Raw genomic sequence first — 21,727 nt, 5'->3', positions numbered from 1 at the left:
AACGCCCATTACGGAGGCCTACATGGATATGACCGTGCTCTCGCGCCTCCGTCAGTCGGATACTCGTCTGGCCTGAGGCGTTTCGCGGTTCACGCAAAGTCTCTTCTTCACTGATCCGCTTTTTCTGATCCGTTCGTGGCCGCTTGAGGCCATGCCTGATTTTTCTCTCAGTGTCGCAGCCGGGCAGCTTTTCGTCGCCGGATCGCCTGAGAGACGTCCGTCTGCCGGAGCTTATTGATGTTTTCGTGGTTTGAACGCCGTCTCAATCCTTATCCCGACGACCAACCGACATTGCCGCCCAAGGGGCTTTTGGCATTCTGCTGGCATTATACCAAGCCAGCTTGGCCGTGGCTGCTTTTGCTTGGCAGCTGCTCACTGATCATCGCCGTGGCGGAAGTGTTGCTTTATCAATTCCTCGGCAATATCGTCGACTGGCTGGCCTCAGCCGATCGCCAGACCTTCCTTAGCGATGAGGGCGGCAAGCTGATCTGGATGGCTGTGCTGGTGCTCGTCGGCCTGCCGCTTGCCGGGGCCGTCCACACGGTGACCATGCACCAGGTGCTTGCGGGCAATTATCCGATGATCGCGCGCTGGCAGATGCACCGCTTCCTGCTGCGGCATTCCATGGCCTTCTTTGCCAACGAATTTGCCGGCCGCGTATCGACCAAGGTGATGCAGACCTCGCTTGCCGTGCGCGAAGCGACGATGAAGATCATCGACGTCTTCGTTTACGCGATCGGCTTTTTCGTCTCGATGCTGGCGCTTGTCGTTGCCGTCGAGTGGCGGCTGGTGCTGCCGCTGATCCTGTGGTTCGTGTTCTATGTGCTGATCCTGCGCTACTTTATTCCCAGGCTGCGCAAGCTTTCGAGCGAGCAGGCCGATGCGCGCTCAATGATGACCGGGCGGATTGTCGACAGCTATACGAATATCGGCACGGTAAAGCTGTTTTCCCATGCCGGCCGCGAGGAGAGCTATGCTAAGGAAGGAATGAACGAGTTCCTTGGTACGGTTCATAGGCAGATGCGCCAGATCAGCCTCTTGAACATCTTCGTCGATCTCAACAATGCGCTCACCGTGTTTGCCGTTGCCGGTCTCGGGATCTGGCTGTGGATGGGGGGCGGCGTCAGCGTCGGTTCGATCGCGGTTGCCATCGGCCTTGCGATGCGCATCAACGGCATGTCGCAATGGATCATGTGGGAAGTAACCGCGCTGTTCGAGGCTATCGGCACGGTCTATGACGGCATGAACATGATGACCAAGCCGCATGATGTGACGGACGCCAATGGCGCTCGCCCGCTTGCGACCAAGAAGGGTCACATCCTCTATGAAAACGTCCGCTTCCATTACGGGAAGAGCAAAGGCGTGATCGATGGACTGACGCTCGACATTGCTGCCGGCCAGAAGGTCGGCCTGGTTGGGCGTTCAGGCGCCGGCAAGACGACGCTGATGAACCTGCTTCTGCGCTTCTACGATCTGGAAGGCGGCAGGATCACCATCGATGGTCAGGACATTTCGTCGGTGACGCAGGATAGTTTGCGCGGCATGATCGGCGTGGTGACGCAGGATACATCGCTGCTGCATCGTTCCATCCGCGACAACATCGCCTATGGCCGTCCGGATGCGACCGATGCCGAGATCATCCAGGCGGCAAAACGGGCAAATGCCTTCGAGTTCATCGAGGGGCTGTCCGACCTGCAGGGGCGTACCGGTCTCGATGCGCATGTGGGTGAGCGGGGCGTGAAGCTTTCTGGCGGCCAGCGCCAGCGTATCGCAATTGCCCGCGTGTTCCTCAAGGATGCGCCGATCCTGGTGCTCGACGAGGCGACATCGGCACTCGATTCCGAGGTCGAAGCTGCGATCCAGGAAAACCTGTTCGCGTTGATGGAAGGCAAAACGGTGATCGCGATCGCGCATCGGCTGTCGACGCTAACCGAAATGGACCGCCTGATCGTGCTGGACAAGGGGCGCATCGTGGAGACCGGAACCCATGAGCAACTGGCGTCCGGCGGTGGTATCTATGCCGATCTCTGGCACCGCCAGTCCGGCGGTTTCCTGGGCGATCAATCGACGGAAGAAGAGGCGGCGGAGTAATCCGCCGTTTCCTTTTTATGGGGCTCGCGGGCGAAGCCGCTGCGACATAATGCGTAAGGACAAATACACGCCCAGTTCTTTTTAGGGGTATTCGTTGTCGCACTTTTTTCGATGCTATCAATTAGCATCGGCTGGTAAGCCTTTGTTTATCTGTAACTGTCAGGGATGCGTATGGTGCATGGCACCATTGCGTATTGTTGATGGTTTGAGATGATGAACACGATAAAAATCAAATTTCTTCTACCCGCCCTTTTCGGTATCACCGTTCTCATCCTTATTGTTCAGGGCGCATTGGGCATGCGATCGGTCGCTCAGATCGAGACGCAGGCGGACACGATCGGCCGCCGCATGGAGCGCGCTCTCCTGATCGCCAATATGGACCGTGTATTGTCCGATGTCCGGCAGCTTTATCTGATGACGCTTGCCGCGCCGAATGCCGCCGAGAAAAAGCAGATGATCGAGCGGCTTCAGGCGGCCAATAAAGTGCGTGCCGAAGCTTTCGACAATTACGAGCAGGGCATCACTATCCCGGCTGCGAAGGAAAAATACGCGGCCCTTCAGAAGCTCGTTGCCGATTATGACGCCATGGGCGCTCAGTTCGTCCAGCTGGTCAGCTCGTCGCGAGTTTACGAAGCCAGGGATATGATTGCCCAGATGGTGCCGAAGGGTGCCGAGGCTAGCGATGTGCTCAAGGGCCTGATCGATGACAACAAGGTTCGCAGCGTCGAGGACGGCCGGATCACCAAGGAGATGGCGCAGTTCGTCTATGTCTCGACGATCATCGGCGTTCTCTTTGCCGTTGCGATCGCTATCGGCGCAGCCATGCTCAGCCTTTTCCGCGTGACGCGCCCGATTACGGAAATCACCGATTCCATGCAGTCCCTGGCTGCGGGCAACAATCAGATCACCATTCCTTATGCCGGTCGCGCGGATGAAATCGGCGACATGGCAGCTGCTGTTGCCGTTTTCCGCGACAATGCGCTGGAGCGGGTTCGTCTTGAGGAACAGACCGAAGCCAACCGCTCGATGGGCGAGCGGGAGCGGATCGCCAACGAAGAGCGAAAGGCGCGTGAGGCGGCCGAAGTGTCGTTTGCCGTGGAGGCTCTGGCAGGCGGTCTGAAGAACCTTTCCGATGGTAACATGACGGTTCGTCTCGATCAGCAGTTCGCCGGTCAGTTGGATCAGTTGCGTGTCAACTTCAACGAATCGGTCGGCAAGCTGCAGACCGCACTGCGTTCGGTCGGCGACAATGCGCGAATGATCGATGCAGGTGCGAACGAAATCCGTTCTGCGGCCGACGATCTTTCCAAACGCACCGAACAGCAGGCGGCTTCCGTCGAGCAAACCGCTGCGGCGCTGGAGGAGGTGACGACGGCGGTGAAGGATTCGGCTGTGCGTGCCGGTGAAGCAGGCAAGTTGGTCGATCAGACGCGCGTCGGCGCCGAGCGCTCCGGCGAGGTCGTTCGCCAGGCCGTTGCCGCGATGGAAGCGATCGAGCAGTCCTCTGCAGAGATCGGCAATATTATCGGCGTGATCGACGACATCGCCTTCCAGACGAACCTGCTTGCTCTCAACGCCGGTGTCGAGGCCGCACGTGCCGGTGAAGCCGGCAAGGGCTTTGCTGTCGTGGCACAGGAAGTCCGCGAGCTTGCCCAGCGTTCTGCCAATGCCGCCCGCGAGATTAAGTCTCTCATCACCAAGTCCGGCGAAAAGGTGCGGGACGGCGTGACGCTGGTCGGTGAGACCGGCAAGGCGCTGGAGACGATCGTTTCCGAAGTGCAGCGGATCAACACCAATGTCGGCTCGATCGTGGTTTCGGCCCGCGAGCAGTCCACCGGTCTTTCCGAGATCAGTACTTCGGTTCATCACATGGACCAGGGCACGCAGCAGAACGCAGCGATGGTGGAGCAGACGACGGCGGCAAGCCACAGCCTTGCAACCCAGGCCGCGGCGCTGACCGAATTGCTGGCGCAGTTCAATCTCGGTGAAGGCACAAGGGCCGCCGGAACTGCGCCGAGCGCAGCCACACCTGCATCGCGCCCGGCCGTTTCACCTGCTCGTGCTCTTGGCAACCGGATCGCTTCGGCGTTCGGTGGCGGTTCCTCCGCTGCGGCTGTGAAGCAGGAATGGTCGGAATTCTAAGTTTCGCCTGACAAAATATGAACAAACGGCGGCTTCGGCCGCCGTTTGCGTGTCCGGCTCCCGGATATCCTTGCCGAAATGTAATCTCGGTGCCCTTTGCCGCATTGCGGAACCGGCATATATCCGTTGCCATGGCCATTACCCAGTTCTTCCGTTTTTTCGAGACACGTATTCGCCCCTTTGCCGAAAAGGGAGACCTGCGGCCGCCGGAAGGAACGATTGCCTTCATCTGGTTCTATGTACGGCAGGCCAAGACGCCATTTCTCGCCATGCTGGTTCTCGGTGGGCTGACGGCTGCTATCGAGGCAGCGCTGTTCTGGTTTGTCGGCCGTCTCGTCGATATTCTGGCCAGCATCGATCGCGCGCAGGGATGGGACGGTCTTCTGGCCGCGCATGGCTGGGAACTTGGCGGGATGCTGGTACTGATTGGCGTCGTACGCTTCCTGGTGACGTTGGCGACCGCGCTTGTCGATCAGCAGATCATCACGCCGGGGTTCTATAATCTGGTTCGCTGGCAGTCCTATCAGCACGTGGCGCGGCAATCCCTGTCCTTCTTCCAGAACGATTTTGCCGGACGGATCGTGACAAAGGTCTGGTCCGGCGGGCAGGCGGCGGGTGACCTTGTGACCTCGCTGATGGAAAGTGTCTGGTTCGTCTGCATCTATTCGGCGTCGATGCTGATGCTGGTCGGCGGACTCGATTGGCGGCTGGCGGTGCTGGTGCTGGCCTGGGTGGCGATCTTTGCCGCGCTCGCACGTTATTTCGTGCCGCGTATCCGCTACCATTCGAAGGAGACGGCGGAGGCTGCCTCGATGCTATCGGGCCGGATGGTCGACGCCTATAGCAATATCCAGACGCTGCGCCTGTTCGGTCGCGACGAGGCGAATGACCGCTACATGCGAGAGGGCTTCAACACGTTTCAGTCGACGACGCTGATGTTTACTCGGTTCATCACCGGCGTTCGGGCATCTATGGCGCTGCTATCGGGTGTGATGATCACGTCGATGGCGGCGCTTTGCATCCATCTCTGGCTGCAGGGCAATATCAGCGCTGGTGCGGTCGCCTTCACGCTGGCACTGGTGCTGCGGCTGAATTTCCTGCTTGGTCGCCTGATGACGCAGTTCAACGGGATCATGCGCAATTTCGGCACGGTACAGAACGCGGCCGAGCTGATTTCTCAGCCAATCGGGTTGACCGATGTGCCCAGCGCGCAGGCGCTCAAGGTCGAGCGGCCGCAGATCCGGTTCAATGACGTCAGTTTCCACTATGGAAAAGACAAGGGCGTCATCGATCATCTGAATCTGACCGTTCGTGCGGGTGAAAAGGTCGGCATTATCGGCCGGTCGGGAGCGGGCAAGTCGACGCTCGTCAATCTGCTCCTGCGGTTCTACGACCTGGAAGGCGGCCGGATCGAGATCGATGGCCAGGATATTTCCAAGGTCAGCCAGGAAACGCTGAGAGCACAGATAGGCATGGTCACTCAGGACACGTCGCTGCTGCATCGCTCTATCCGCGACAACATTCTTTTCGGCCGCCCGGATGCATCCGATGCGCAACTGCTTGCCGCGTCCGAAAAGGCGCAGGCGGACGAATTCATCGCCAATCTGGTGGACCAGCGCGGGCGCAGAGGTTTCGATGCGCATGTGGGCGAACGTGGCGTGAAGCTTTCGGGCGGGCAGAGGCAAAGGATCGCGATTGCCCGCGTCATGCTCAAGGATGCGCCGATCCTCATTCTCGACGAGGCGACCTCGGCGCTCGATTCAGAGGTGGAGGCCGCAATCCAAGCGAGCCTCGACGGTCTCATGCAAGGCAAGACAGTGCTTGCCATTGCCCATCGTCTATCAACAATTGCCATGCTCGACCGCTTGATCGTGATGGACAAGGGGCGGATCGTGGAAGAGGGGACGCATAGCGAACTGGTTTCCGCAGGCGGCCTTTATGCCGAACTCTGGTCACGCCAGACAGGCGGCTTTCTTGCCGCCGATGCCGCACAATAGGTCTTCACTGGTTGCTGATGACGAGATCTGCCATCAGTCCTGCATGATTTGACCCATAAGCGCTTGGCAGAGTGGAGATCGATCTGATCTTCAACGGCGCCCGGACATAGACATGGTCGATCGGCAGTCCGAACTTGCCGAGGCTGACAGGCCATGTCGGTGGTTCATATGATGCAGTTCTAAGCCCCGTCCAAGTAAAGAAGCTGCGGATATTGGGAGCCAGTGACGAGGCGTTGAAATCACCCGAAAGGACAAGCGGGCCTTGCATCTTTTCCATGGCGAGGGTGGCTTGCACCAGCTCTACGGTCTGGAATTCATCGAAATAGGGTTTGGTCGTGTGGATACCGGCAATATTGACCTTGTGTCCTCTGATTTCCGTTTCGGCCAGAATGAAGCGGTCGCTGAAGAGTGTGCTCAGGCTTCGGATCGTTCCTCGCTCGAGCGGTGTCTTCGACAACATCAGCTGATCGCATCCGGCGGTCAGAACACCGCAGCCAATATGGTAGGGATAGCTCGAGCCAAGCAATGAGAGGTGCGCCTCAAGTGGTTCGGCTTCCATGATGTTGACGACATCGGCGCCCGAATTGGCGATCATCCTCGCAATCGCTTCCCCGTTTTCCTCATTTTCCTTGAGGATGTTGAAGGAGAGCAGGCTGAAGCTCGGGGCATTGGCGTCGTTTTCCATCGCCATCCCTGTGTATTCCCGCCCCATGATTACGGCATGGCCGGCAAGGGCCAGCGATCCGGCGAGCAGAAGCAGGGAGACGATGTTGCGGTGGAGAGCTAGCGCAAAAAGCATGCTCAGGCTGCATGCCACGGCCGCGTGTAATTGGAGGCTGTGAAGCGTGGCGAACATCCAGTGTGGATGCGGGTATCGCGTGCCGATTGCCAGCATTACGAGCGACACGATGACGCAGATTGCAACGGAAAGGATCTTTCTTGAGGTCATGATCGGGTCCGAAGCTTCACTTGATTGATGAATTAGCACGCGCAAATGTCTCTTGCAACGCAACATGTTTGCTTCTCATGGCTGCGAAATGCGCTTGATCCAAATCAAGTTCCTCATTGATATCGCAGGTTAAATCATGGCCGCTGCATAGTGTCGCAAGACAATGTTGCAGTGCCCTGTCGATTACATGCCAAAATAGAAATCGTGTTCCTTCATCCGGTCGTAGGCCTTGCCAAGCGGCAAGTTTATCTGCGATCAAATCAAAGATCGCACTAGCTTGCTGGGGAATCGGTGTTCGATCTATGGTGACGGAGGTTGACCACAGCCAGGAGGAGGCATGCGGATGACAGGGACATTGCATGAGAGGATGGTTGAACCGTGAGTGAGCATAATCCAAGTGAAGGAACGGTGAGCGAACCCACGCGCCGCGATTTCCTCTATCTGACGACCGGCATGGCCGGCGCTGTGGGTGCTGCGGCCGTTGCATGGCCATTTATCGACCAGATGCGCCCGGATGCGTCGACACTGGCACTCGCCTCGATCGAGGTGAATGTCGCAGCGCTGCAACCAGGCATGTCGCTGACCGTCAAATGGCGCGGCAAGCCGGTGTTCATTCGCAACCGCACGCCCAAGGAACTAGAAGAAGCCAATGCCGTTCAACTGTCCGACCTGAAGGATCCCGTCGCCCGCAACGCCAATATCGCGGCGGATGCAGAGGCGACCGGCCTCGACCGGTCTGCCGGCGAAGGCAAGGAAAACTGGATCGTGATGATCGGCTCCTGCACCCATCTCGGTTGTGTTCCGCTTGGCCAGTCCGGCGATTTCAACGGATGGTTCTGTCCCTGCCATGGCTCGCATTACGATACTGCGGGCCGCATCCGAAAAGGTCCTGCACCGCAGAACCTTGCAATTCCGACATTCGCATTCGCAAGCGATACCGTGATCAGGATCGGGTGAGGGGCTGACATATGAGTGGACATTCGTCTTATCAACCGTCGACGGGGATCGAACGGTGGATCGACCAGCGGCTGCCTTTGCCGCGCATGGTGTATGACAGCTTCGTCGCCTATCCGGTGCCGCGAAACCTGAATTACGCCTATACATTCGGTGCGATGCTCTCGGTGATGCTGATCGTGCAGATCCTGAGTGGCGTCGTGCTGGCAATGCATTACACAGCCTCGACGGCCGAAGCTTTCGTCTCGGTTGAAAAGATCATGCGCGACGTCAATCATGGTTGGCTGCTGCGGTATATGCATTCCAACGGTGCATCCTTCTTCTTCATCGCGGTTTATCTGCATATTGCCCGCGGTCTCTATTACGGTTCATACAAGGCGCCGCGCGAAATCCTCTGGATTCTTGGTGTCGTCATCTATCTGCTGATGATGGCGACCGGCTTCATGGGCTATGTGCTTCCCTGGGGACAGATGTCTTTCTGGGGCGCAACGGTCATCACCGGTTTCTTCACCGCCTTCCCGTTGGTCGGCGAGTGGATCCAGCAGTTCCTGCTCGGCGGCTTTGCCGTCGATCAGCCGACGCTGAACCGGTTTTTCTCGCTTCACTACCTCTTGCCGTTCATGATCGCCGGCGTCGTCGTGCTGCACGTCTGGGCGCTGCATGTCACCGGCCAGACGAACCCGACTGGTGTCGAGGTGAAGTCGAAGACCGATACGGTGCCTTTCACGCCCTATGCGACGCTGAAAGACGCGTTCGGCGTGTCGGTCTTCCTGATCGTCTATGCCTGGTTCATCTTCTATATGCCGAACTATCTCGGCCATCCGGACAACTACATCCCGGCCGACGCCCTGAAGACTCCGGCGCATATCGTGCCCGAATGGTACTACCTGCCATTCTACGCGATGCTGCGTGCGATCACCTTCAATGTTGGACCGATTGACAGCAAGCTCGGCGGCGTGCTCGTCATGTTCGGTTCGATCATCATCCTGTTCTTCCTGCCCTGGCTTGATACGTCAAAGGTCAGATCGGCCGTCTACCGTCCCTGGTACAAGCTGTTCTTCTGGATCTTCGTTGCCAACTCGATCTTCCTCGGCTGGCTCGGTGCCATGCCGGCGGAAGGTGGCGGGCTCATCGCGCTGCTGTTCGGCGGCGATCTGAAGGGCAATTACGTCGGTTATTCGCAGCTGGGAACGCTCTATTACTTCGGCTTCTTCCTGGTGATCATGCCGCTTCTCGGCCTGTTCGAAACGCCACGGCGAATTCCGAACTCGATCACCGAAGCGGTGCTGGAGCAGAAGAGCAAGAAGGCAGGCTCGGATACGACCGAACCGGCCAAGGCCACGGCGTGAGCGCGGAGAGGGATCGACACATGAAAAAGCTTGCTACAAGCCTTCTCTCCCTGGCGCTTCTGGCCGGATTGGGCATCGCCCAGGCCAATGCTCAGGAAAACCACGAGGCCGCCGGGGCCGAAGCCCATGCGGAGGGTGCTACACCGCATTATCCGATCCACCATCCAAAGAATGTAAAATGGAGCTTTGCCGGACCTTTCGGCCATTACGACAAGCAGCAGCTTCAGCGTGGTTTGAAGGTCTATACGGAAGTCTGTTCCGCCTGCCATTCTATGGAGCTGGTGCCTTTCCGGACGCTGGGCGATCTCGGATATTCGGAAGCACAGGTGAAAGCCTTTGCCGCCAACTATCAGATCCAGGACGGACCGAATGACGATGGCGAAATGTTCGAACGTGCCGGTGTGCCGTCCGACCATTTTCCGTCTCCGTTCCCCAACCACCAGGCCGCCGCGGCGGCCAATAACGGGGCTGCACCGCCGGACTTCTCGCTGCTCGGCAAGGCACGCGGTATCACGCGCGGCTTCCCGCAATTCGTCGTCGATATCTTCACCCAGTATCAGGAAGGCGGCCCCGACTATATCTACTCGCTGATCACCGGCTATCAGGAGCCGCCAGCGGGTGTGGAAGTGCCGGAAGGTGGGCATTACAATCCCTATTTCGCCAATGCCGCCTCGCTTGCCATGGCCCCGCCGATCGCAGACGATCAGGTGACCTATGACGACGGCTCGCCGCAGACGGTGGACCAGTATGCCAAGGACATTGCTGCCTTCCTGATGTGGGCTGCGGAGCCGCATCTGGAAGAACGCAAGCGGACCGGTTTCATGGTCATGGTATTTCTGGTGATCTTCAGCGGGCTCATTTACCTGACGAAGAAGTCGGTCTATGCCAATAAGGAACATTGATCCGAAGCCGGGTCAAAGATAGAGAAGGCGGCTTCGGCCGCCTTTTTCATGTGCGCATCTTCAACAGGCCGCTCGTTCGACTGGTACGGAAAGATCCTGCCGCAAGACGACGGAGCTTTTTACGCAATTCCGGATGCAAAACCGGTTCCCACTTTTGCTGGAATTGCTTTAACAGGGTTATCATGACTGCCTCGACCAAAGACATTCTCGCCGCTGCGATCCGGTCCATTCCGGATTATCCCAAGCCCGGCATCATCTTTCGCGATATCACCACGTTGCTCGGTGATGCGGCGGCCTTCCGTCTGGCGGTGGATGAACTGGTCAAACCCTACGAAGGAATGGGCGTCGACAAGATCGCCGGCATGGAAGCGCGTGGCTTCATTTTGGGCGGCGCGATGGCACATCAGCTTTCGGCTGGTTTCGTGCCGATCCGCAAGAAGGGCAAGCTGCCCTATCGCACGGTCAGCATGGCCTATGCGCTGGAATACGGTACCGACGAGATGGAAATCCATGTCGATGCGGTAAAGCCTGGCGAAAAAGTGATCCTCTGCGACGACCTGATCGCGACCGGCGGTACTGCTGTCGGCGCCGTCAAGCTGCTGCGCCAGATCGGTGCGGAAGTCGTCTCCGCCTGCTTCGTCATCGACCTGCCGGATCTCGGCGGTCGCAAGAACCTCGAAGCGCTTGGCGTCGAGGTTCGCACATTGGCCGAGTTTTCCGGCCACTGACCTTTTGCAGGCCATGGCATAGTTCAAGCGCGTCGGGCTAACCCCCGGCGCGTTTTTGCAGATAAGCGGGCAGGATGTGGTGCTCGGTTAGTTCTGCCATAACAACGTCGCCCGGTTTCTCCGGATCTATCCAGCGCAGTTCCTCGATCTCGGCGGAACTGGCGATATGGGCATCTCCGCTCTCGATCAGAAAGACATCGGCGGACACGGTAAAACCCGCTTCATTGGCTGCGGGTGCCTCGAAATGGCCAAGCGGGTGCAGGTCGTCGAGCGATGCGTGCAGACCTATTTCCTCCACGAGTTCGCGCAGAAGAGCGGATGCCGGGCTTTCCTGTGGCTCGATCTTGCCTCCGGGCTGCATGAAGGCCGTGGTTGCCCGTTTGCGAACGAGAAGCGTTAAGCCATCGGTGCGGATGATAACGGCGGCTGCGATGCGGATTGTCTGCGTCATGTGGTCGAGCTTTCGAACAATAGCGGTGAGACGATATTCGCGATGAAATCCAGGACTTTCTCATCTTTCGACCATTCGCCGGACGCTTCGAATTCCGCGAGTTCGATGCCTAGGATCCGGTGTGTTGGAAGAGCGGAGAAAATTTCCCGGAGCGTATCGGGCAAGAGACCATCGGCAATCGCGTAGGCGGCCGGAATATGTCCGGGTTCAAGTACGTCCCAGTCGACATGGATACATATCTCCCGATCGCCGATTTCGGAAAGTATCGCCTGCGGCGTCGCGGTTGATGGGGGAATGATGCGCAGCCCGGCCTGTTTCATCAGGTCGGATTCGGCGGGATCGATATCTCTTCCGCCGACGACGATGACATTTTTCGGATCGATACCGCTGCCGTGGCCGCTCTCCCACATGCCGCAGGCTGCTGCCAGAACCATGCCGCCGAGATAACCGCTTTCCGTCGTGAAAGGCGTGTTGAAGTCTCCATGGGCATCGATCCAGAGGACGACCGCTTCCGGATGTGCCCGTGCTGCGACCGGCAGAGAGGCAAGGCTGGCGGCGCAGGTGTTGGCGACCATGAGTGGGCGATTGCCGCGATCGATCGTTTGCGAGATCGCCTGCCGTAACTCCGCCAGTGTGACGTTGGCCTCGGCAAGTGCCAAAGACCAATGGTCATCGCGTGCCGGTGAAATCTGGCCGATCTCGAGTGGTGCAAGTCCGGTGAGGCTGGAAACCAACTTTGCCGTCAATGCGGCTCCGGGAATGGCACCCGATGTCCGGTCGGCGATGCGTCCCTGCGAGACGATAAGTTCAAATGTCATGACAACCCAGGCTGATGATGCGGGAAGGAGGTTTTGCGCGGCCCTGCGGAGAAGAATAGTTCGTGATATTCTGTTGGATATAGCGATAGCCGTGCTTATGGCAAACTCAATTTTGACGCTGTTCCGGTTCTTCTGTTCCCCCAAATCCTTGGGGTTGTGAGAGAAGGCGGCGTTGATAGTCTTTCATTTTCCGAGGGAGAATCAGATGGACGTCACTGCGCTTGCCGGCTTTGCTGCCGCATTTCTCTTCTTCGCGGCCAGTCCCGGTCCGGATAACGTGACGATCGTTGCCCGTACCGTCGCACAGGGCGCCTTGTCGGGGATAGCCTATGGGGCAGGGACGTGCACCGGCATTCTCATGTTTCTGGCGCTGGCGGTTTTCGGCCTGTCGGTCGTCGCCAGCGAGATGGGTGTCGTTATGACTGTCCTGCGCTATGGCGGCGCGATCTATCTCGTGTGGACGGGGATCAGGCTCTGGATGGCTGAACCGGTGGTGCCGGCGCTTACGCCACAGGCGAATGGAAGCCTGTTCGGCGCCTATCTGACCGGCGTGGTTCTCAATCTTGGCAATCCCAAGATGCCGCTGTTCTATATCGCGCTGTTGCCGAATGTTGTCGGTACCGGGTTAGCCGTTGCTGATGGCGTGATGCTGGCCATGATCATTCTCGCCGTGGAAGTCGTCGTCGTGGGCGGGCATGTGGCGCTTGCCAGCCGCGCACGGCATGCGCTTCGCAATCCCCTTATCGTGCGGCGGGCCAATCGCGCTGCGGGGGCAGTGATGATCGGCGCAGGCGCTGCCGTGGTCGTTGCACGTTAATCGAATTCCAGAACGGTGCTCTCGAAGCGCAGAACGGTTTCGCCCTTCTGGTTGACGCCCTGATTGGCCGTCAGGTTGATCGACGTTCCTGGCCGCGACATCAGTGGGCGGCTTTCAATGAGCGTGACTGAATAGGTGATCGTATCGCCGGCATAAACGGGCTTCAGCCATTGCAGTTTCTTGAAACCGGGCGAGGGGCCGAGTTTTGGAGGTTCGATGCCTTCGGCTAGAAGCCGGGCATGTTCCTTGGCCCAGTAGGCGATAAACATCTTCATCCAGCCTGCGCAGGTATGCCATCCGGATGCGCACAGGCCGCCAAAGACAAAGTTCTTTGCTGCTTCCGGATCGGTATGAAAGGGCTGGGGATCGTATTTCTTTGCGAAGGCTATGATGTCTTCTGCGGTGAAGAGAAGCGAGCCGGTGACGACCGTCTGGCCGGGTAGGGAGACGTCGGCGAGTTTCATGCCCTGTCTCCGGCGGTTACTGTTTCGTCGGCAGGGCGGGCGCGGAACATGATCGGGTTTTCGCCGCGCATGACGATTTCGTCGTTCTGGTTGATGACCTCGTGGAGAAATTTGACGAGGCCGAGACCGGGGCGCGAGCGAAGCGGACGTGCCTCGATCACCGTCGAGCGGCCGGAGAGCGTATCTCCCGCAAGAACGGGCTTTTTCCATTCCATGAATTCGATGCCGGGAGAGCCTTCCGACGAAGACTTCGCCAGCCAGCCGTCATACATCATGCGCATGAAGAGGCTTGCCGTGTGCCAGCCCGATGCCGCCAGTCCGCCGAGAATGCTGGCCTTGCCGGCCTCTTCGTCAAGATGCATCGGCTGCGGATCGAATTCGCTGGCGAATTCGATGATTGCCGCCGCATCGAGCGTGCATGACGCAAGCGGCAGAACGCGGCCGGGGGTGAAATCCTCGAGGTAAAGCATGGTGCGCCTCGGCAATGGAGAATGAGGCTACGGTCGGGAAACTCCCGGCCGTAGCGCATGGTTTTCGATCTTAGGTGTTGAAGCGGAAGTGGATGACGTCGCCATCGTTGACGACATATTCCTTGCCTTCGTCGCGGCCCTTGCCTGCTTCCTTGGCGCCGACTTCGCCCTTATAGGCGATGTAATCGTCGTAGGAGATGGTGAAGGCGCGGATGAAACCGCGTTCGAAATCGGTATGGATGACGCCAGCGGCCTGCGGTGCCTTGGTGCCGCGACGGATCGTCCAGGCACGGCATTCCTTCGGGCCGACGGTGAAATAGGTGATCAGGTCGAGCAGGTGGTAACCTGCGCGGATCAGGCGGTCGAGGCCGGCTTCTTCAAGGCCAAGTGCGCCGAGGAACTCCTTGGCTTCCTCATCGGGAAGCTGGGCGACTTCGGATTCGATCGCGGCCGAGATGATGACGCATTCGGCGCCCTGAGCCTTTGCCATTTCGGCGACGGCCTTGGTGTGCTCGTTGCCATCGACAGCATCGCCTTCGGCGACGTTGCAGACATAAAGGACCGGATGCGAGGTCAGGAGGTTGAGGCTCTTGAGGATCTCGATCTCTTCCGGTGCCAGCGTCTTCAGGAGAATACGGGCCGGCTTGCCTTCGTTCAGAAGCTTGATGACTTCTTCCATCACCGGCAACTGGGCGATCGATTCCTTGTCCTTGCCGGTGGCTCGCTTGCGGGTCTGTTCGACGCGGCGCTCCAGGCTTTCGAGGTCGGCGAGCATCAGCTCGGTCTCGATCGTGTCGGCGTCGCCAACCGGGTTGATCTTGCCCTCGACATGGGTGATGTCGTCATCTTCGAAGCAGCGCAGCACGTGGACGACGGCGTCGACTTCGCGGATATTGGCAAGGAACTTATTGCCCAGGCCTTCGCCCTTCGATGCACCGCGCACGAGGCCGGCGATGTCGACGAAGGAGATGCGGGTCGGGATGATTTCCTTCGAACCGGCGATCGTCGCAAGCTTCTGCATGCGCGCATCCGGAACAGCAACTTCACCGGTGTTCGGCTCGATCGTGCAGAACGGATAGTTCGCAGCCTGCGCGGCAGCCGTCTTTGTCAGTGCGTTGAAAAGGGTGGACTTGCCGACATTGGGCAGTCCGACGATACCGCATTTAAAGCCCATCGGGGATGAAACCTATCGTTTAACTGAGTTTGCAGTGGCTATGGGGGAAAGTGCCCTGCGGGTCAAGGCTTGCGATATTCTGCATCCGTCTCAGGAGACGCTATGGCTTGAAATCTTCCTGCTGCGGCGCAAGATAACTCATATGCCCGATTGAGGCTTTCCTCACATGGAGGTCAAGCTGATGGCCGAAGATACGGTTCTCGCCCCGAAAACGAAATCGAAACCAAAGCTGGAGCGGCCCAAGCTCTACAAAGTCATATTGCTGAACGACGACTACACGCCGCGTGGGTTTGTTACGATGGTACTTAAGGCCGTTTTCCGTATGAGCGAGGAGACGGGCTTGCGGGTGATGATGACCGCTCACCGGCTTGGTTCCTGTGTGGTCGTCGTCTGCGCAAAGGATATTGCCGAAACGAAGGCCAAGGAGGCGGTGGATCTCGCGAAGGAAGCGGGCTATCCGCTGATGTTCACCACCGAGCCGGAGGAGTAACTTCTCCCGGCTATTGTGTAATCGGCCGATAGAGGAAATCATCGGGCAGACCCAGCCTTCGGCAAGCCTGGACCGGTGGAGAGAATTTGAGCACCAGTCTATCGGCCGTGCGGGCGGCAATTTTCACGGTGGCGCGTTCGAGATGCGTCAATGACCATTTGCGGCCAAGCTCCAGCCGCTGCCTGATCCACTCCGGCAGGATCTCGATGGCCGCCTTGAGCAGGAGCAATTGTAGCGGGCGTGCCGGCCCTGGAAGGGCTGAGACCGTGCGCATGATGTAGAGAAATTCGCCGATGATGGGTGATGGTTCAAGCCGCGAGCCCTTGGAAGCGAAGAGCAGGTCGAGTTCCATCTGGGATGCAGGCGCGCCACGTGCGCCGTAAAGCTCTGCGGCTGGTCGTGCCTCGCGGAACAGGGAATCGCGTTCATCTGCGGACAATGGCCGCACAAATCGGTGATATGCCTGCATGAAGCCGAAGCCGGTGGTCGCCTGCACCCAATCCAGCAGCTCGCGATCGTTGGCGTTGTAAGCCTCACCATTGCTGGTGCGCCCATCCACCCTGCTGTGGCGCCGTACGACGCCGGCAATCATCGCTTCAGCCTGGCTGCGGGCGCCATAGACTGTGACCATGGCCGCCAGACCTGTTCGCTGGAGGCGTGTCAGTGCATCGTGTCGGAAAGTGCTGTGCTGCCAGACGCCGTCACGAACCTTGGGTTCTGCAAATTCCAGCAGGACGGCGGCAATTCCGCCGATGAACAAGGAGATCTGATTCTTGAAGATACGCCAGGAGACCGAGTCCGCAGCCGTCAGTGCCGCTTCCCCTTTTGGGGTAGAGAAGTCGATGGTCGGACCTGCACTGTTGATAAGCCGTGCGGTCGTGCGATCTATCCGGTCATGCAGCAGGCCGGGAAGAGGCAGGGGGCAGTGTGATGAAACATCGAGAACTCCTTTTCGCGGGAAAGCGGAAAAGGGACATTTGTTCCAGTTTATATGATTTATTGTCGTATTTTAGGGCCGTTTCAAGTGCGCGCGCTTCAACTCAATTTTCCTTGCCTCCGAACATCTTCTTCAGCATTTCGGCCATCGGGCCAGATGTCGGCAGGTTCGGCTTTCCGCCATTACGAGCCTGACGGATGTGGGATTGGCCCGCCGGTTTTGGGGGCTGCGGCTGTTTTGCCGCCGGTTTTTCCGGCTCCGGCTTGCCGCCTACGGCAAGCGTCAGCTTGTTCATCAACTGCGAGTCCTCGCCTTTGACCAGCATCCCGGCATTGTCGGCGATCGCGTTCATCAGCGGTTCCAGCCAGACCTTGTCAGACTTGGCGAAATCTCCCAGGACATGTCCGTGCACCAGTTCCTTGTTTCCAGGGTGACCGATGCCGATGCGCAGCCGGCGATAATCCTTGCCGCAATGGGCGTCGAGCGATTTGATGCCGTTGTGCCCGCCGTGGCCTCCGGCTGTCTTGAGCCGCGTTCTTCCCGGTGGCAGATCGAGTTCATCGTAGATCGCGACGATATTTGCCGGCGTCAGCTTGTAGAAGCGCATGGCCTCGCCAACGGCCTCGCCCGAGAGGTTCATGAAGGTCTGCGGCTTCATCAACAGAACCTTCTCGCCATCGATCTCGCCTTCCGAGATCACTGCCTTGAACTTCTTCGACCAAGGCGAAAAGCCCGCACGTCGCTGAATGGCGTCGACAGCCATGAAACCGACATTGTGGCGGTTGCCTGCGTATTGCGCTCCGGGATTGCCAAGGCCAGCAATGATCAACATTGAAACTCTCCGTCTTTCTGCGCTCTGTCACCACCGCGAAATGACGGCACTGTCAATGTCTATGTGTCTATTTTTCCCACAAGCGGAGGGGCTTCAGTCCGTAGCGCCGGAGAATTTCATCCTGGCCTTTTTCGCGGATGAGTGCATCCAGTCCATCCTGCATGCGGGTGATCATGTCATCGGGCATCTGCTTGTTGCAGGCCATGCCAAAGTGACTTTCCGAAAAGGGCAGAGCGATTTCCACCGGCTTTCCCTCGAGTTTTAGCCTTTCAAAGATGTTGTCCGACATCGGCATCATGTCAACGCGTCGCTCCAGGAGCTTGTTGAGCGTGATTTCGAAATCCGAGCTCAGATCGATCGAGGGAAAACCCCGTTCGCGCAACAGGGTCTCCGTGAAGTCCGCGCGGTGCGTGCCTATTGTGTAGCGCTTGGCTTCGTCGAGTGTGCTTGCCGTAACACTCGACCCCTTAAGGCGTACCAGTACATGCCGGCTGATGCTTAAGGGGGTCACCCATTTGAACCGGTCTTCCCGTTCTGGAATACGCGCAGCGGAAAAGGCGCAGTGCATGGGCAAAGTCTCGGCCAGGGTGATTGCTCTTGCCCAAGGCATTATCTCCATGGTGAACGGAATACCTGCCTTCCCCATCAGAGCGGCGACCTGTTCTACACTGGACCCGCTATATGTTCCGTCTGCGTTACGATAGATGAACGGAGGATATGATTCAGTCGTGAGCGTCACCGCAGTCTGGGCAAGGGCGGGTGCTGTCGCTCCGAGCATGCCGATCAGTGCAATCATCATCTTCATCGCGGGCCTCCGAAATGTTACTGGAAGCGTCGTGCCTCGAAGCTTGAGGCGCTCTGTCATATGCGCTCTGTACGCTTCATGTCTCAATATCACCGCTTGTTCCTACACATGCACAACTGCGCAGTTGGCATGCATATCTAATTGTGACATTTCCCCGTTCAGCTGGCGAGCGATGCCTTGCTGGGATGTCCAGAAAAATCTGCCAGCAAGTCATTGATTTCGCGAGGCCTAGAGAAGTGGTAGCCCTGTGCGTAGTCGACGCCGATCTGCATCAGCTGTTGCCGCTGCTGCGCAGTTTCGACGCCTTCCGCCACGACCTTACACTGCATCTGATGCGAAATGGTCGTAATGCCTTCGATCAGCATCCTGCTTTTTCGCTCCAAATCGCTGTCACCACCAAGGAGCGACTGAACGAAGGATTGATCAATTTTGACGATATCGACAGGGAACCGGTTCAGATAGCTAAGAGATGAATAGCCGGTGCCGAAATCGTCCAAGGCGATGCGGCAACCGAGATCGTGCAGCTCGGAAAGAGTTCTGCGAATCTCCGGGTCGTCATGCATCAATACAGCCTCGGTGATTTCGATCACAAGGCGGGCCGGCAGGATTCCCCCTTCACCCAGCATTCTGGTCAGGCGCGCGGGAAGGCAGCGTTCGAATTGCAAGGGCGAAAAGTTCACGGCGACATATGTGTCGCCAAGGCCAGGAAGGCGAGAAACGCGATTGAGATTGGCGATTGCATCTTCAAGAATAAGATTGCCGATCGCGGCAATCGATCCGTTTTCTTCCGCAACGCTGACTAGCGGACCCGGGGGAAGCAAGCCCTTGCGAGGGTGGCGAAGACGCATGAGTGCTTCGAACCCGACCGGTATGCCAGTTGCCATGCCTACGATCGGCTGAAAATGCGCTTCGAACCAGTTGGCTGCAATTCCTACTTCGATGTCGCTTTCAATTTCGGCTTTTTCCCTGGTTCTTGTCAGGATAGCGGGATCGTAGACTCTGGCGCCGTTCTTACCGTCACGTTTGCGGGCATACATGGCCAGATCGGATTTCTGCAGCAGGTCGGCGGCAGTCGCTGCGTGTTGCGGATAAAAGGCGACACCCACGCTGGCGCTCAGCCTTATGCCGGTTCCTTCGATACGAAACGGCGATTCGAACATGTCGATAATCTGCTGGCACAGATCAGCACTGCGGCTTTCGGCGTCCGGGCCGGCGATTACGATGGCGAATTCGTCGCCGCCAAGTCTGGAGACTGTATCTGTGTCGTGCAGCATGGGTTGCAGCCTTACAACGAACTCCTGCAGAACGAGGTCGCCCGCTGCGTGCCCATGATTGTCGTTGATCGCCTTGAAGCGATCGAGGTCGACGAAGAGGCAGGCGAGCTGGGTCGCCATCCGGTCGGCTTCGACGATATGACGGTCCAGAGCGGCTTCGAAACCCTGCCTGTTCAGCAGTCCTGTCAAATGGTCGGTTATCGCCTGCTGATGGTTGCGGAATTCGGATTGCTTTAGTTCGGTGACGTCGGTCATGACACTCAACGAGCCGGCAAGATGGGTGGTGGTTGCGCCAAGATCAGCTTCGGCGATCAGGACATCAAGGATGCGGCCGTTCTTGCACAGGAAGCGTACGGTAATTTCTATCGTAACGCATTGGGCCGCTGTGTGCCTTCTGCGATTTTCAAAAGAAGCCCGGTCTGGGGCGAAAAGGAAATCCGAAAAATGCTGTCCGATAACTTCTTCTCGCTGGTAGCCTGTGGCCAATAGCCAGTAGTCGCTCACGGCAGCCACTGTGTCGCCCGCGGTCAATGAGAACAGCATTGCCGGCGTGAGGTTGTAAATTTCGATCGTCTGCTGATGGGCTCGCTTCAGTTCCTTTTCCTCGCGCTCCAGAAGGAACTGCATCTCGTTGAAACTCTTTGCCAATCTCCCCATCTCATCGGCGGAGCGCCAGTCGACGTGGTGTCGCGAGCCAAGTCTGCGGGTGGCCTCGATTGCGGCTGTCAGACGTGTCAAAGGGCGAACGACCATGATCCTGTTGCCGAAAACGGCAGCGCCGAACACAGTCAGGATAGCGATGATGAAAATGGATATGAACGCAAACTCGATCTGATGCAGGCCCGAGAACCAATTGGCAACCGGGACGTAGATCGTCAAAGTGCCGACTTCACGAGGTCCCTGCAGGGATCGATAGATCACCGTCTGGCTGCGCGCTTCGAGAGTATTGAGTTCTGGCGCTCCGGCAACGGCTTCGAAGACGTTGAGCTTGCCCGTGGTGTCATTGATCTGAACGGCGTGGACCATCTGATCAAGCAGCATCATTTGCGCGACCTGGCTGATGCTGTCCAGATCCAGGTCCCATAGCGGTTTTCCGAGTGCCTGGGTGTTGCTGTTCATCACGACATCAACATGCTCACCGATGCTCTGGGAAGCCTGTTGGGACGAAAGGGCGAGGAAAAGCGTAAAAAGCGGAGCCACGACGACGAGAAGCGCGCCAGATATTATGGCAATGAAACGACTCTCAACAGAATGAGTCATTTGTTTTCCCCGGCCCAATATTGTTCTTTTTAAAATACCACCCCGTATTTCCCCACTATCCTTCCACCCAAATGTTTAAACTTCCCTGACACGTTCTCCCAAATATTTGCCGAAATGCATGAGTTGCGTGCCGTGACGAAAACAAAAAAGCCCGCCGAAGGGCGGGCTTTCTGTCTCAATCGAAGAATATCTATTATTCTTCGGAAGGAGCAGCAACTTCTTCTTCAGCAACACCAGCAGCCGGAGCTACGAGCGTGGCGATGGTGAAGTCGCGGTCGGTGATGACCGGGCGCACGCCCTTTGGCAGCTTGACGGCCGAGATGTGCATGCTGTCGCCGATCTTGGCACCGTCGAGGTCGACGGTGATGAATTCCGGGATGGCGTTGGCCGGGCAGTGGAACTCAACCGTGTGACGGACGATGTTCAGGACGCCGCCCTGCTTGATCGCGGACTTGTCTTCGTTGACGAAGTGAACCGGAACGTCGACGGTAACTTCGGTGTTGCCGGAGACGCGCAGGAAGTCGACGTGCATGGTGAAGTCACGCACCGGATCCAGCTGGTAGTCCTTCGGCAGGACGGTGTACTTCTTGCCATCGAGATCGATGGTTGCAATCGTCGTCATGAAGCCGCCGGCGTGAATACGCTTGGTGACCTCATTGGTGTTGAGGGCGATTGAAATCGGGGCCTGCTTGTCACCGTAGATGACAGCGGGAATAAAACCGTTGCGGCGAAGTTCGCGGGAGGACCCCTTACCTACCCGTTCGCGCGCCTCGGCCTTGAGCTCGTAAGATTCCTGGCTCATGGCATTTCCTTTCGAGGTTAT

Annotated in this window: 20 protein-coding genes; 9 read left to right on the top strand and 11 right to left on the bottom strand. The window is 58.0% G+C overall.

The features are described 5' to 3' along the window. The first annotated feature begins 237 nt into the window (after positions 1-237). The 3 genes from ACI3K0_RS02465 (at position 238) to ACI3K0_RS02455 (ending at position 6,230) form a co-directional block, all read left to right on the top strand. Positions 238-2,091 carry an ABC transporter ATP-binding protein gene (locus ACI3K0_RS02465; protein ID WP_183821388.1) on the top strand — a complete coding sequence of 618 codons (1,854 nt, stop codon included), beginning with the start codon at positions 238-240 and terminating at the stop codon, positions 2,089-2,091. A gap of 210 nt (positions 2,092-2,301) precedes the next feature. Next, positions 2,302-4,233 carry a methyl-accepting chemotaxis protein gene (locus ACI3K0_RS02460; RefSeq protein WP_394353615.1) on the top strand — a complete coding sequence of 644 codons (1,932 nt, stop codon included), beginning with the start codon at positions 2,302-2,304 and terminating at the stop codon, positions 4,231-4,233. A gap of 131 nt (positions 4,234-4,364) precedes the next feature. Beyond that, positions 4,365-6,230, top strand: coding sequence for an ABC transporter ATP-binding protein (locus ACI3K0_RS02455; RefSeq protein WP_246435732.1), 1,866 nt, complete (start codon positions 4,365-4,367; stop codon positions 6,228-6,230). A 4-nt stretch (positions 6,231-6,234) separates the two neighbouring features. Here the strand turns inward: ACI3K0_RS02455 and ACI3K0_RS02450 are convergent, their stop codons facing one another. Further along, entirely contained in the window at positions 6,235-7,179 is a 945-nt protein-coding gene (locus ACI3K0_RS02450; RefSeq protein ID WP_183821391.1) for an endonuclease/exonuclease/phosphatase family protein, read from the bottom strand. 378 nt (positions 7,180-7,557) lie between these two features. Here ACI3K0_RS02450 and petA point away from each other — a divergent pair, with 378 nt between their 5' ends. The 4 genes from petA (at position 7,558) to ACI3K0_RS02430 (ending at position 11,112) form a co-directional block, all read left to right on the top strand. Continuing rightward, positions 7,558-8,136: a ubiquinol-cytochrome c reductase iron-sulfur subunit gene (gene petA, locus ACI3K0_RS02445; protein ID WP_148147486.1), complete on the top strand. Its 579-nt coding sequence runs from the start codon at positions 7,558-7,560 to the stop codon at positions 8,134-8,136. An 11-nt stretch (positions 8,137-8,147) separates the two neighbouring features. Beyond that, entirely contained in the window at positions 8,148-9,482 is a 1,335-nt protein-coding gene (locus tag ACI3K0_RS02440) for a cytochrome b N-terminal domain-containing protein (RefSeq protein ID WP_183821392.1), read from the top strand. 20 nt (positions 9,483-9,502) lie between these two features. Next, the gene (locus ACI3K0_RS02435) at positions 9,503-10,384 is read left to right on the top strand and encodes a cytochrome c1 (protein WP_148147488.1); all 882 of its coding nucleotides are present in this window, start codon (positions 9,503-9,505) and stop codon (positions 10,382-10,384) included. Positions 10,385-10,566: 182 nt separating this feature from the next. Beyond that, positions 10,567-11,112 (top strand): adenine phosphoribosyltransferase, encoded by a 546-nt coding sequence (locus ACI3K0_RS02430; protein ID WP_148147489.1) that lies wholly within the window; start codon positions 10,567-10,569, stop codon positions 11,110-11,112. Between the two features lie 37 nt (positions 11,113-11,149). Here the strand turns inward: ACI3K0_RS02430 and ACI3K0_RS02425 are convergent, their stop codons facing one another. Beyond that, the gene (locus ACI3K0_RS02425; protein WP_183821393.1) at positions 11,150-11,563 is read right to left on the bottom strand and encodes an NUDIX domain-containing protein; all 414 of its coding nucleotides are present in this window, start codon (positions 11,561-11,563) and stop codon (positions 11,150-11,152) included. After that, the gene (locus tag ACI3K0_RS02420) at positions 11,560-12,381 is read right to left on the bottom strand and encodes an arginase family protein (RefSeq protein WP_183821394.1); all 822 of its coding nucleotides are present in this window, start codon (positions 12,379-12,381) and stop codon (positions 11,560-11,562) included. The genes ACI3K0_RS02425 and ACI3K0_RS02420 overlap by 4 nt, the downstream gene beginning before the upstream one ends. Positions 12,382-12,586: 205 nt before the next feature. On the opposite strand from ACI3K0_RS02420, the gene ACI3K0_RS02415 reads away from it, so the two are divergent. Then, complete coding sequence (locus ACI3K0_RS02415) at positions 12,587-13,198, top strand: LysE family translocator (RefSeq protein ID WP_148147492.1); 612 nt, start codon at positions 12,587-12,589, stop codon at positions 13,196-13,198. Here ACI3K0_RS02415 and ACI3K0_RS02410 read toward each other — a convergent pair. From ACI3K0_RS02410 to ychF, 3 genes are all read right to left on the bottom strand, one after another. Next, the gene (locus tag ACI3K0_RS02410) at positions 13,195-13,662 is read right to left on the bottom strand and encodes a MaoC family dehydratase (protein ID WP_148147493.1); all 468 of its coding nucleotides are present in this window, start codon (positions 13,660-13,662) and stop codon (positions 13,195-13,197) included. The two genes, ACI3K0_RS02415 and ACI3K0_RS02410, sit on opposite strands and share 4 nt — an antisense overlap. Next, a complete protein-coding gene (locus ACI3K0_RS02405; protein WP_148147494.1) occupies positions 13,659-14,132 on the bottom strand; it encodes a MaoC family dehydratase in 474 nt (157 codons plus the stop codon). Before ACI3K0_RS02405 ends, ACI3K0_RS02410 begins: the two co-directional genes overlap by 4 nt. A gap of 70 nt (positions 14,133-14,202) precedes the next feature. Continuing rightward, positions 14,203-15,306: a redox-regulated ATPase YchF gene (gene ychF / locus ACI3K0_RS02400; RefSeq protein ID WP_148147495.1), complete on the bottom strand. Its 1,104-nt coding sequence runs from the start codon at positions 15,304-15,306 to the stop codon at positions 14,203-14,205. A gap of 181 nt (positions 15,307-15,487) precedes the next feature. On the opposite strand from ychF, the gene clpS reads away from it, so the two are divergent. Then, on the top strand, positions 15,488-15,796 hold the full coding sequence (gene clpS / locus ACI3K0_RS02395) for an ATP-dependent Clp protease adapter ClpS (protein WP_148147496.1): 309 nt from the start codon (positions 15,488-15,490) through the stop codon (positions 15,794-15,796). A 10-nt stretch (positions 15,797-15,806) separates the two neighbouring features. Here clpS and ACI3K0_RS02390 read toward each other — a convergent pair whose 3' ends face one another. The 5 genes from ACI3K0_RS02390 to ACI3K0_RS02370 all read right to left on the bottom strand — a co-directional run bounded on the left by ACI3K0_RS02390 (position 15,807) and on the right by ACI3K0_RS02370 (position 21,706). After that, positions 15,807-16,685 carry an oxygenase MpaB family protein gene (locus ACI3K0_RS02390; protein ID WP_394353630.1) on the bottom strand — a complete coding sequence of 293 codons (879 nt, stop codon included), beginning with the start codon at positions 16,683-16,685 and terminating at the stop codon, positions 15,807-15,809. Between the two features lie 151 nt (positions 16,686-16,836). Beyond that, positions 16,837-17,565 (bottom strand): aminoacyl-tRNA hydrolase, encoded by a 729-nt coding sequence (gene pth, locus ACI3K0_RS02385; protein WP_183821396.1) that lies wholly within the window; start codon positions 17,563-17,565, stop codon positions 16,837-16,839. A 67-nt stretch (positions 17,566-17,632) separates the two neighbouring features. Continuing rightward, a complete protein-coding gene (locus ACI3K0_RS02380; RefSeq protein ID WP_148147499.1) occupies positions 17,633-18,370 on the bottom strand; it encodes an ABC transporter substrate-binding protein in 738 nt (245 codons plus the stop codon). A 158-nt stretch (positions 18,371-18,528) separates the two neighbouring features. Continuing rightward, positions 18,529-20,904, bottom strand: coding sequence for an EAL domain-containing protein (locus ACI3K0_RS02375; RefSeq protein WP_183821397.1), 2,376 nt, complete (start codon positions 20,902-20,904; stop codon positions 18,529-18,531). Positions 20,905-21,097: 193 nt separating this feature from the next. Next, a complete protein-coding gene (locus tag ACI3K0_RS02370; RefSeq protein ID WP_148147501.1) occupies positions 21,098-21,706 on the bottom strand; it encodes a 50S ribosomal protein L25/general stress protein Ctc in 609 nt (202 codons plus the stop codon). Positions 21,707-21,727 lie beyond the last annotated feature (21 nt).

Origin of the sequence: Rhizobium sp. ZW T2_16 (assembly GCF_044987325.1) — a bacterium.
In the GTDB taxonomy this organism is placed as follows: Bacteria; Pseudomonadota; Alphaproteobacteria; order Rhizobiales; family Rhizobiaceae; genus Neorhizobium; species Neorhizobium cellulosilyticum.
This window is presented reverse-complemented; position numbering and strand designations above follow the sequence as displayed.

Excerpts from the sequence above, each read along its gene's own strand:
- ychF (WP_148147495.1), bottom strand. The coding sequence starts at position 15,306 with ATGGGCTTTAAATGCGGTATCGTCGGACTGCCCAATGTCGGCAAGTCC.
- ACI3K0_RS02380 (WP_148147499.1), bottom strand. The coding sequence starts at position 18,370 with ATGAAGATGATGATTGCACTGATCGGCATGCTCGGAGCGACAGCACCC.
- ACI3K0_RS02370 (WP_148147501.1), bottom strand. The coding sequence starts at position 21,706 with ATGAGCCAGGAATCTTACGAGCTCAAGGCCGAGGCGCGCGAACGGGTA.
- ACI3K0_RS02455 (WP_246435732.1), top strand. The coding sequence starts at position 4,365 with ATGGCCATTACCCAGTTCTTCCGTTTTTTCGAGACACGTATTCGCCCC.
- ACI3K0_RS02425 (WP_183821393.1), bottom strand. The coding sequence starts at position 11,563 with ATGACGCAGACAATCCGCATCGCAGCCGCCGTTATCATCCGCACCGAT.
- ACI3K0_RS02435 (WP_148147488.1), top strand. The coding sequence starts at position 9,503 with ATGAAAAAGCTTGCTACAAGCCTTCTCTCCCTGGCGCTTCTGGCCGGA.
- ACI3K0_RS02450 (WP_183821391.1), bottom strand. The coding sequence starts at position 7,179 with ATGACCTCAAGAAAGATCCTTTCCGTTGCAATCTGCGTCATCGTGTCG.
- ACI3K0_RS02420 (WP_183821394.1), bottom strand. The coding sequence starts at position 12,381 with ATGACATTTGAACTTATCGTCTCGCAGGGACGCATCGCCGACCGGACA.
- ACI3K0_RS02460 (WP_394353615.1), top strand. The coding sequence starts at position 2,302 with ATGATGAACACGATAAAAATCAAATTTCTTCTACCCGCCCTTTTCGGT.
- ACI3K0_RS02410 (WP_148147493.1), bottom strand. The coding sequence starts at position 13,662 with ATGAAACTCGCCGACGTCTCCCTACCCGGCCAGACGGTCGTCACCGGC.
- ACI3K0_RS02415 (WP_148147492.1), top strand. The coding sequence starts at position 12,587 with ATGGACGTCACTGCGCTTGCCGGCTTTGCTGCCGCATTTCTCTTCTTC.
- pth (WP_183821396.1), bottom strand. The coding sequence starts at position 17,565 with ATGTTGATCATTGCTGGCCTTGGCAATCCCGGAGCGCAATACGCAGGC.
- ACI3K0_RS02375 (WP_183821397.1), bottom strand. The coding sequence starts at position 20,904 with ATGACTCATTCTGTTGAGAGTCGTTTCATTGCCATAATATCTGGCGCG.
- ACI3K0_RS02465 (WP_183821388.1), top strand. The coding sequence starts at position 238 with ATGTTTTCGTGGTTTGAACGCCGTCTCAATCCTTATCCCGACGACCAA.
- ACI3K0_RS02405 (WP_148147494.1), bottom strand. The coding sequence starts at position 14,132 with ATGCTTTACCTCGAGGATTTCACCCCCGGCCGCGTTCTGCCGCTTGCG.
- ACI3K0_RS02440 (WP_183821392.1), top strand. The coding sequence starts at position 8,148 with ATGAGTGGACATTCGTCTTATCAACCGTCGACGGGGATCGAACGGTGG.
- ACI3K0_RS02430 (WP_148147489.1), top strand. The coding sequence starts at position 10,567 with ATGACTGCCTCGACCAAAGACATTCTCGCCGCTGCGATCCGGTCCATT.
- clpS (WP_148147496.1), top strand. The coding sequence starts at position 15,488 with ATGGCCGAAGATACGGTTCTCGCCCCGAAAACGAAATCGAAACCAAAG.